Source organism: Azonexus sp. (assembly GCF_036170495.1).
GTDB lineage: Bacteria > Pseudomonadota > Gammaproteobacteria > Burkholderiales > Rhodocyclaceae > Azonexus.
The window spans coordinates 1-7,358 of record NZ_JAVHPH010000008.1 but is presented as its reverse complement, the minus strand read 5'-3'; the positions used below and the strand labels follow the sequence as shown (position 1 = coordinate 7,358).

Genomic DNA, 7,358 nt, shown 5'->3' with positions numbered 1-7,358 from the left:
GGGCTTTCCATGAAGCCGTAGCGGATGATCAGGCGCTTGAAGCCCTTTTTCATGTCGTGCAGGTAGATGCGGTCCATGTCGTTGACGTGCGGCGTTTGCATCGTTTGCACGGTGACGAGGACGACGCGTTCATGCAGCACCTGGTTGTGCTTGAGGTTGTGGAGCAGGGCCGGCGGGACGGCGTCCTTGGCGCTGGTCATGAAGATGGCCGTGCCGTAAATGCGGTGCACGTCGTCGATGGATTCGAGGAAGTCGTCCATCGGGATGCTTTGCTTGGCCATTTCGTCGGAAACCATGCGCCGGCCGCGCCGCCAGGTGGTCAGCACGGTAAAGGAAACGACGCCCATGGCCAGAGGGAACCAGCCGCCTTCGGGAATCTTGATTGCATTGGCGGCGAAGAAGGCGATGTCGACGACGAGCAGCGCGCCGGCGATGAGCGCGACGAGTAGCTTGTTCCACTGCCACATGAGGACCATGACGAAGGCGACGAGGATGGTGTCGATGAGCATCGTGCCGGTGACGGCAATGCCGTAGGCGGCGGCGAGGTTGGATGAGCTCTTGAAACCGATGACCAGGGCGACGACGGCCAGGTAGAGCGACCAGTTGGTGAAGGGCACGTAGATCTGGCCTTCTTCCATGCCCGAGGTGTGGATGATCTGCATGCGCGGCAACAGGCCCATCTGGATCGATTGGCGGGCGACCGAGAAGGCGCCGGAAATCACCGCCTGCGAGGCGATGACGGTAGCGGCCGTGGCCAGCCCGACCATCGGAATCAGCGCCCAGTCCGGGGCGAGGTGGTAGAAGGGGCTGGCGATGGCTTCCGGTTCGACGAGCAGCAGGGCGCCCTGGCCGAAATAGTTGAGGACCAGCGCCGGCATGACGAAACCGAACCAGGCAAGGCGAATCGGGAAGCGGCCGAAGTGGCCCATGTCGGTGTACAGCGCCTCGCCGCCGGTCACGGCGAGCACCACGGAGCCCAACGCCAGGAAGGCGAGGCTGGGGTGTTCGGCGATGAAAACGATGGCGAACAGCGGATTGAGGGCGAGCAGGACGGCCGGGTTGGCAGCGATCTGGTGCAGGCCGAGGATGGCCAGAATGGCGAACCAGGCGACCATGACCGGGCCGAAGAACCTGCCGACAGCCCCGGTGCCGTGCTTCTGGATGAAGAACAGGCCGGTCAGGATGCCGAGCGTGAGCGGGATGACGTAGGGCTTCAAATCGGGCGTGATGATCTCCAGGCCTTCGACGGCGGAGAGCACCGAAATGGCCGGGGTGATCATGCTGTCGCCGTAGAACAGCGCCGCGGCGAAGATGCCAAGCAGGGTGACGATCCAGGCCAGGCGGGGGTTTTTGGCCCGTTCGGTGACCAGCGCCAGCAGCGCCAGCGAGCCGCCCTCGCCGCGATTGTCGGCGCGCATGATGATGGCGACGTACTTGATGGTGACCAACACGATGATCGCCCAGAAGACCAGCGACAACACGCCGAGGATGTTTTCCGGGGTGACCGGGATCGGATGGTGGCCATTGAAGATTTCCTTGAGCGCATAAAGCGGGCTGGTCCCGATGTCGCCGAAGACGACTCCGATGGCAGCGACCGTGATGGCCGGCAAGGCTTGCTTGTTGTGCGACGACATCTATTCCCCTGATGCGCCTGGGGCGCTGATATTTGCCTAGCCGCGCCTTTCTGTTGGCGGCGTGGTCTGGCAAGCCCGACAATCTAGCACTTTGCCCTGAGCTTTGGTATAGATGCGGACATGATCGGCAGTGTTGCAAGGAGCGAAAAATGGCAAAAATTGGGCGTCATCTGATGGTCGAAGGCCGGGTTCAGGGCGTCAGCTATCGCCGGTCCATGGTCGAGCGGGCAAGGGCGCTCGGCGTCGTTGGCTGGGTCCGCAACCTGGCTGACGGCCGGGTCGAGGCGCTGGCCGTCGGCGAGGAAATGGCCGTGCTTGAGCTGATCGCCTGGGCCCGGCGCGGGCCGAGCCATGCCATCGTTCAGCAGCTCAATATCGCGCTGGGCGACGGGGATTTTGGGAGTTTTGAGCAGGTGGCGAACGGTTGAGTTCGATGGCTACGGTCAACAGCGAAAATTGGCCAAAAGTGATGATGCCGCGTCCGATTCAGGTCTTCGGAACGATCCGTAAATGGGGCGTTCCATACCGGAAAAGCTCAAAGCAGTGTTGGCGCGTCGGCGAGTTCGTTCGGGTTGTCGCCGCTGGCCGGGAAGTGGTGGGCGAGCAGGGCCGTGATGCGCTTGATGGCGTCCACCATGCCGGTTTGGTAGTTACCGGCGGCGAACGCGGTTTCCATGCGGTGGCAGACGGCTTCCCATTCGGCGGCTGGAACGAGGGCGGAAATGCCGTGGTCGGCGAGGATTTCGACCCGGCGGTCGACCAATTGAACATAAACGAGAATGCCGTTGGCTTCGCGCGTGGCGGCCACGCCGAGCGACTGGAACAGGCTTGCGGCGCGGTCGCGGCAGGATTCCTTGCGGAGCAGGGCACGGAGCGGTAAGGGGCCTTCGATGGCAATGCGGATTTCGCCGCGATGCTTGGTTTCGGAAGCCTTGACCGCCGCGCCGATGGCTGCCAGATCGGCGGCGCGGAAGGCGCGTCTGGCCCACCAGCCGGGCGATGAGAGGTGTTTGAGCAGGCGTCTCAGCATGGTTTCACCAGTTCCCCGAAGCGCCGCCGCCACCGAAGCCGCCACCGCCGCCGGAAAATCCACCCCCCCCCGAGCTGCCAAAGCCGCCGGGAAAGCCGCCTCTGCCGCCGGAAGACCAGCCACTGCGGCCGAGGCGGATGAAGGAGAGCACGAAGGCGACGAGTGCAGCACCGCCGGCCAGGCCAAGCGAGGCGAAGACGGTCCAGGCCAGCCAGCCGGCGACGCCGGAGACGGCCAGCGAACCGAGCAGGCCGAACATCGAGCGGATGACGCCGGCCATGAAGAAGACGATGAGCAGGAAGGTCAGTGCGTCGCCGGGCTCGGCACCGCTCGGGGCGGTTTGGACGACGGGGGCGGGCAGCGGTTCGCCGCGAATGACCTTGTCGAGGCTTGCTACGGTCGACCGCAGGCCACCGGCAAAATCGCCCTGGCGGAAATGCGGCGCCATCTGTTCGGCCACGATGCGCTTGGCGATGGCGTCGGGAATGGCGCCCTCCAGCCCGTAGCCGACCTCGATGCGCATGCGTCGGTCGTCCTTGGCGACGATGACGATCACCCCGTCATCGATGCCCTTGCGGCCGATTTTCCAGGCCTCGGCGAGGCGGATGCTGAATTGCTCGATGCTTTCCGGCTGCGTCGTCGGCAGCAGGACGATGGCGACCTGCGCGCCCTTGTCCTTTTCCAGCGCCGCCAGGCTGGCGGTTAGCCCGGCTTTATCTGCTGTCGACAGCGTGCCGGTCAGGTCGGTGACGCGTTCGGTCAGCGCCGGCAGCGCCACCTCGTTGGCGCTCCAGCCGAGCAGCGGCAGCAGCGCGAAGCAGAGAGCGGCGAGCCAGCGCAGCATGGAGGTTTACTTGGCGGCGGCCGGGGTGTCGAACTTGACGACCGGCGGGGCGGAAATCGCCTTTTCGTCGTCGACCGTGAAATTGGCCTTGGGCTTGTAGCCCATGACCATGGCCGTCAGGTTGTTCGGGAAGGTGCGGACCGAAATGTTGTACTGGCGCACGCTGTCGATGTAACGGTTGCGGGCCACGGTGATGCGGTTTTCGGTGCCTTCGAGCTGCGCTTGCAGGTCGCGGAAATTGGCGTCGGCCTTGAGGTTCGGGTAGTTCTCGGCGACCACCAGCAGGCGGGACAGGGCGCCGGACAGCTCACTTTGCGCCTTCTGGAACTTGGCGAAGGCGGCTTCATCGTTGACCAGTTCGGGGGTGATCTTCATGCCGGCGACGTTGGCGCGCGCCTCGGTGACCCGGGTCAGCACTTCCTTTTCATGCGCGGCGTAGCCCTGGACGACGGAAACGAGATTGGGGATCAGGTCGGCCCGACGTTTGTACTGGTTGAGCACTGCCGACCAGGCGGCGCTGACGCCTTCGTCGTTGATCTGGATCTGGTTGTAACCGCAGCCGGAGAGCAGGCTGGCGATGAGGACGAGGATGGCGTAAAGACGAATGCGCATGGAAAAGGCTCCAGAAGAATGGTTCGCGGGACAGCATACCATCGTGATATTTTCCGGCGGGTAAAGTTCGGTCGGGCTAGCAGGGCGACAGTCTGAATAGCGACTCCCTCCCCTTCAAGGGGTTGGGGAGGGGATGGGTTATGCCGGTACAAACGGGATAAAAAATCCCGCGTTTTCAGACCCATCCCCCTGATGAAGCCACTAAGCAACCGACTAAGCCGCCAAACAACGGCGGCCAAGTCTCTGCTTATCCCCGCCTCCCCCTTGAAGGGGGAGGAGAACGTCCCGCTGGCATTCAACGATTCTCCGGGGTTTACCAGCCAGATCCCACGGTCAACCGGAAAAAACGGCCAAAATTGAAATCGCCGGGCGACGGCTTCAGGCCGGTTTGCGGCGCAGCAGATGGATGACGATGAAACTCAGCACCGCCTCGCCACGCTGGTTCACCGCCTGATATTTCAGGCGGGCAATGCCGCGATCCGGCTTCGAGTTCGACGGCCGTACCTCGAGCACTTCGATCTCGCTGTGCAGCGTATCGCCCGGCCGCACTGGGGCCAGCCAGCGCAATTCGTCGATACCCGGCGACCCCAGGCTCGATTCGGCCAGCATGCCGGACTGGATGAACAGCCGGAAGCAGATGGCCAGACTCTGGAAGCCGCTGGCGATCAGGCCGCCATAGGGCGACCCGGCCGCCGCGTTGGCGTCGAGATGGAAGGGCTGCGGGTCGTAGCGCCAGGCGAAGTCGATGATCTCGGCTTCGCTCAGCGTCAGGCCCGGCGAGGTGAAACGCTGGCCGGGGGCGAGGTCGTCGAGAAAACGGGTGTCCATGGGTGACCTCAGGCGACGCGTTGCAGCGGCCGAACTTCTTCGGCGATTCGTTCTGCGCTTTCATTGGCGGCCTGTTTCAGGTCGAACGCGCTTTGCAGATTGAGCCAGAATTGCGCCGTCGTATCGAAATAGCGGGCCAGTCGCAGGGCGGTATCCGGCGTTACGGCACGGCGTTCGCGGACGATGTCGTTGATCCGCGGTGCGGGCACGTGCAGCGCCATGGCCAGCGCATTGGCGCTCATTTTCAGCGGTACGAGGAATTCCTCGCGCAGGATTTCGCCGGGGTGGATTGCGCGCATGTTGTTGGTCGCCATCTTCAACCTCTCAGTGGTAATCGACGATTTCAACATTCGTCGGTCCGTTATCCATCCATTCGAAGCACATCCGCCACTGGTCGTTGATGCGGATGCTGTGCTGCCCGCTACGCTCGCCGCTCAAGGCCTCCAGCCGGTTGCCGGGCGGCGCGCGCAAGTCGCGCAATTCGACCGTGGCATCGAGCATTTGCAGCTTGCGCTGGGCGACGCTTTCGAAATTCCGAAACCGTCTCGGCGCAACGAAATGAATGAATCGTCATGGCTAACGCTATGTTGGGAAGCGTTTATCGTCAAGCGTTAAATGCGTGACGGTTTTTGCCATCCCGCCTTACGGGTTCCGGCACTGCCCAACCTGCGTGTCGCCGGCTTTGCCGCAGGGTGTCAGCGCGCCGAGCATCGGGTGCGGGGTGCCGTTTTTGTCCATGTGGGCGGCCAGGGTGTCCCATTCAAGGACGCCAGTTTTGTCGAGCTTGAGGCGGAGCAGCCAGCCGAGCTTGGCTTCCGGGGCCTCGAAGCCGTCGAAGACGAAGTTGCCGAGGCTGTAGATGATCGGCTTGCCCTGGTAAATGTCGGCGCCTTGCGTGACGTGTGGATGGCTGCCGACGACCAGACTGGCGCCTTCGTCGATCATGCGCCGGGCGAAGCTTTGCAGGCGCGGGCTGGCGGCCGGTTCGTATTCCCAGCCCCAATGCATGAAGGGAATGATGAGGTCGGCGCCGGCGGCCTTGGCAGCGCGGATGTCGCTGATCACCTGGTCGTCCTCGCTCCATGCCGTGCCGGGCGTGTCGGCGCCGGCTTCGAAGGCGCGCGGGGCGAATTCGTTGTAGCCGAGGATGGCGATTTTCAGGCCGTTCCGCTCGATCCATAGCGGCTTGTGGGCTTCGACGAGGTTCTGGCCGGCGCCGAAATGGGCGATGCCGGCGCGGTCGAGGCGTTGCAGGGTTTCGAGCAGGGCTTTGTGGCCGTAGTCACCAACGTGGTTGTTGGCCAGCGTGACGGCGTCGAAGCGGCCTTTGAGCACGGCCAGCGTGCGCGGGTGGGCGCGGAAGGTGTAGGGCTTGCCGGCGAGGCGCTTGCCGCTGGTGGCGACGGAGGTTTCGAGGTTGGCAATGCGGTAGTCGGCGGCCTTGAGCGTTTTGGCGAAAGGGGTGAGCGGGTCGCCGCCTTTGGCGATGAGCCGGCCGGGGCCGTCGTCGAGCATGATGTCGCCGGCGAAAATGAGGGTCAGCGGCTCGGCCTGGACGTTGAGGCCGGCGAGGAGGGCCAGTGCTACGGTCAACCGGAAAAATCGGCTCATTTTGAAACCCCTTCGCGCAGTTCGCACCAGTAGTCGAGGACCAGACCGTAGCGCGGCTCGTAGGCGTGGTTCAGGCCGGTGAAGCCGTACTGGCCGGCAGGAACCGGCGGGTAGGCGTAGGTGGCCTGGTGGATGAGCGGGCGACCGTCGATGTCCTCGTGCTCGGCGTAGGTGTAGAGCTTGATGCTGGCGAGGTCGGCCGGTTCGTTGAGAAAGACGATGCGGAACAGCAGGTAAGAGCCGAATTTGATCGGCGCCACGGTGTAGGGCGAAGTAGTCGGCCGGGCTTCGACGATTGTCGTCTCGCCGCCGTAGCTGACGTGGCAGGCCACCGTTTCGCCCGCTTCGGCGTGGGCCGTTGCGGCGCCGAGGAGCAGGGCGCCGATCAGCGCCATGGTGCTAGCGCGCCGTGGCATGGCGCACCGCTGTGAGGACGATGTCGACGGGAACCGGCTGGCCGTTTGGGGTCGCCGGCGTCGGTTTGGCGCTGGCAAAAAGCAGTTTGCCGCCAGCCTCGATGCGGGCGCTGACGGTGGCGCCGGCCTTTTTGCCGATCAGGTCGCGGTCGACCGTGGCACTGAAGGGAATCGGCACCTGCGCGCCGTTCAGTTCGTAACGCTGATCGGCCAGCGTGCGCCGGCCGGACTGGATGCGGATCTTGAGGATGGCGTTGGGCGGCAGGGCGATGCGGGCGAGATAGCGGACCGTGCCGGCAATGTCGATGAAACTGCTGGCCGCCGCGGGCTGTGGCATGACCGGCGCCAGGCTGCCGCGCGAGCAGCGGCGCAGATTGCCCTTG

At 64.2% G+C, this 7,358-nt stretch carries 11 protein-coding genes; 2 read left to right on the top strand and 9 right to left on the bottom strand.

Annotation, left to right across the window (positions count from 1 at the left end; translation table 11 throughout):
• Positions 1-1,634 (bottom strand): potassium transporter Kup (locus tag ADADOO_RS00300; protein WP_511274164.1); only part of this gene is annotated, 1,634 nt, incomplete at its 3' end.
• Positions 1,635-1,783: 149 nt separating this feature from the next.
• On the opposite strand from ADADOO_RS00300, the gene ADADOO_RS00295 reads away from it, so the two are divergent.
• Positions 1,784-2,062 carry an acylphosphatase gene (locus ADADOO_RS00295; protein ID WP_511274163.1) on the top strand — a complete coding sequence of 93 codons (279 nt, stop codon included), beginning with the start codon at positions 1,784-1,786 and terminating at the stop codon, positions 2,060-2,062.
• A gap of 107 nt (positions 2,063-2,169) precedes the next feature.
• Here ADADOO_RS00295 and ADADOO_RS00290 read toward each other — a convergent pair whose 3' ends face one another.
• The 5 genes from ADADOO_RS00290 to ADADOO_RS00270 form a co-directional block, all read right to left on the bottom strand.
• The gene (locus tag ADADOO_RS00290) at positions 2,170-2,664 is read right to left on the bottom strand and encodes a TPM domain-containing protein (RefSeq protein ID WP_511274162.1); all 495 of its coding nucleotides are present in this window, start codon (positions 2,662-2,664) and stop codon (positions 2,170-2,172) included.
• Positions 2,665-2,668: 4 nt separating this feature from the next.
• On the bottom strand, positions 2,669-3,508 hold the full coding sequence (locus tag ADADOO_RS00285) for a TPM domain-containing protein (RefSeq protein ID WP_511274161.1): 840 nt from the start codon (positions 3,506-3,508) through the stop codon (positions 2,669-2,671).
• Positions 3,509-3,514: 6 nt separating this feature from the next.
• Positions 3,515-4,120, bottom strand: a complete 606-nt coding sequence (locus tag ADADOO_RS00280) for a LemA family protein (RefSeq protein ID WP_511274160.1) — start codon at positions 4,118-4,120, stop codon at positions 3,515-3,517.
• 378 nt (positions 4,121-4,498) lie between these two features.
• Positions 4,499-4,948, bottom strand: coding sequence for a MaoC family dehydratase (locus ADADOO_RS00275; protein ID WP_511274159.1), 450 nt, complete (start codon positions 4,946-4,948; stop codon positions 4,499-4,501).
• An 8-nt stretch (positions 4,949-4,956) separates the two neighbouring features.
• Positions 4,957-5,262: a HigA family addiction module antitoxin gene (locus ADADOO_RS00270; protein ID WP_511274158.1), complete on the bottom strand. Its 306-nt coding sequence runs from the start codon at positions 5,260-5,262 to the stop codon at positions 4,957-4,959.
• Between ADADOO_RS00270 and ADADOO_RS00265 the strand changes: the two genes are divergently transcribed.
• Positions 5,246-5,563, top strand: a complete 318-nt coding sequence (locus ADADOO_RS00265) for a hypothetical protein (protein WP_511274157.1) — start codon at positions 5,246-5,248, stop codon at positions 5,561-5,563. The two genes, ADADOO_RS00270 and ADADOO_RS00265, sit on opposite strands and share 17 nt — an antisense overlap.
• Before the next feature lie 27 nt (positions 5,564-5,590).
• Here ADADOO_RS00265 and ADADOO_RS00260 read toward each other — a convergent pair whose 3' ends face one another.
• The 3 genes from ADADOO_RS00260 to ADADOO_RS00250 form a co-directional block, all read right to left on the bottom strand.
• On the bottom strand, positions 5,591-6,559 hold the full coding sequence (locus tag ADADOO_RS00260) for a CapA family protein (RefSeq protein WP_511274156.1): 969 nt from the start codon (positions 6,557-6,559) through the stop codon (positions 5,591-5,593).
• Entirely contained in the window at positions 6,556-6,975 is a 420-nt protein-coding gene (locus tag ADADOO_RS00255; protein WP_511274155.1) for a hypothetical protein, read from the bottom strand. The genes ADADOO_RS00260 and ADADOO_RS00255 overlap by 4 nt, the downstream gene beginning before the upstream one ends.
• The coding region (locus ADADOO_RS00250; RefSeq protein WP_511274154.1) for a YbaY family lipoprotein at positions 6,959-7,358 on the bottom strand (400 nt) is incomplete at its 5' end. The genes ADADOO_RS00255 and ADADOO_RS00250, both read right to left, overlap by 17 nt.

What these genes read in the sequence shown, in the direction of transcription:
- ADADOO_RS00295 (WP_511274163.1), top strand. Translation starts at nt 1,784, where the DNA reads ATGGCAAAAATTGGGCGTCATCTGATGGTCGAAGGCCGGGTTCAGGGC.
- ADADOO_RS00290 (WP_511274162.1), bottom strand. Translation starts at nt 2,664, where the DNA reads ATGCTGAGACGCCTGCTCAAACACCTCTCATCGCCCGGCTGGTGGGCC.
- ADADOO_RS00285 (WP_511274161.1), bottom strand. Translation starts at nt 3,508, where the DNA reads ATGCTGCGCTGGCTCGCCGCTCTCTGCTTCGCGCTGCTGCCGCTGCTC.
- ADADOO_RS00280 (WP_511274160.1), bottom strand. Translation starts at nt 4,120, where the DNA reads ATGCGCATTCGTCTTTACGCCATCCTCGTCCTCATCGCCAGCCTGCTC.
- ADADOO_RS00275 (WP_511274159.1), bottom strand. Translation starts at nt 4,948, where the DNA reads ATGGACACCCGTTTTCTCGACGACCTCGCCCCCGGCCAGCGTTTCACC.
- ADADOO_RS00265 (WP_511274157.1), top strand. Translation starts at nt 5,246, where the DNA reads ATGTTGTTGGTCGCCATCTTCAACCTCTCAGTGGTAATCGACGATTTC.
- ADADOO_RS00270 (WP_511274158.1), bottom strand. Translation starts at nt 5,262, where the DNA reads ATGGCGACCAACAACATGCGCGCAATCCACCCCGGCGAAATCCTGCGC.
- ADADOO_RS00260 (WP_511274156.1), bottom strand. Translation starts at nt 6,559, where the DNA reads ATGAGCCGATTTTTCCGGTTGACCGTAGCACTGGCCCTCCTCGCCGGC.
- ADADOO_RS00255 (WP_511274155.1), bottom strand. Translation starts at nt 6,975, where the DNA reads ATGCCACGGCGCGCTAGCACCATGGCGCTGATCGGCGCCCTGCTCCTC.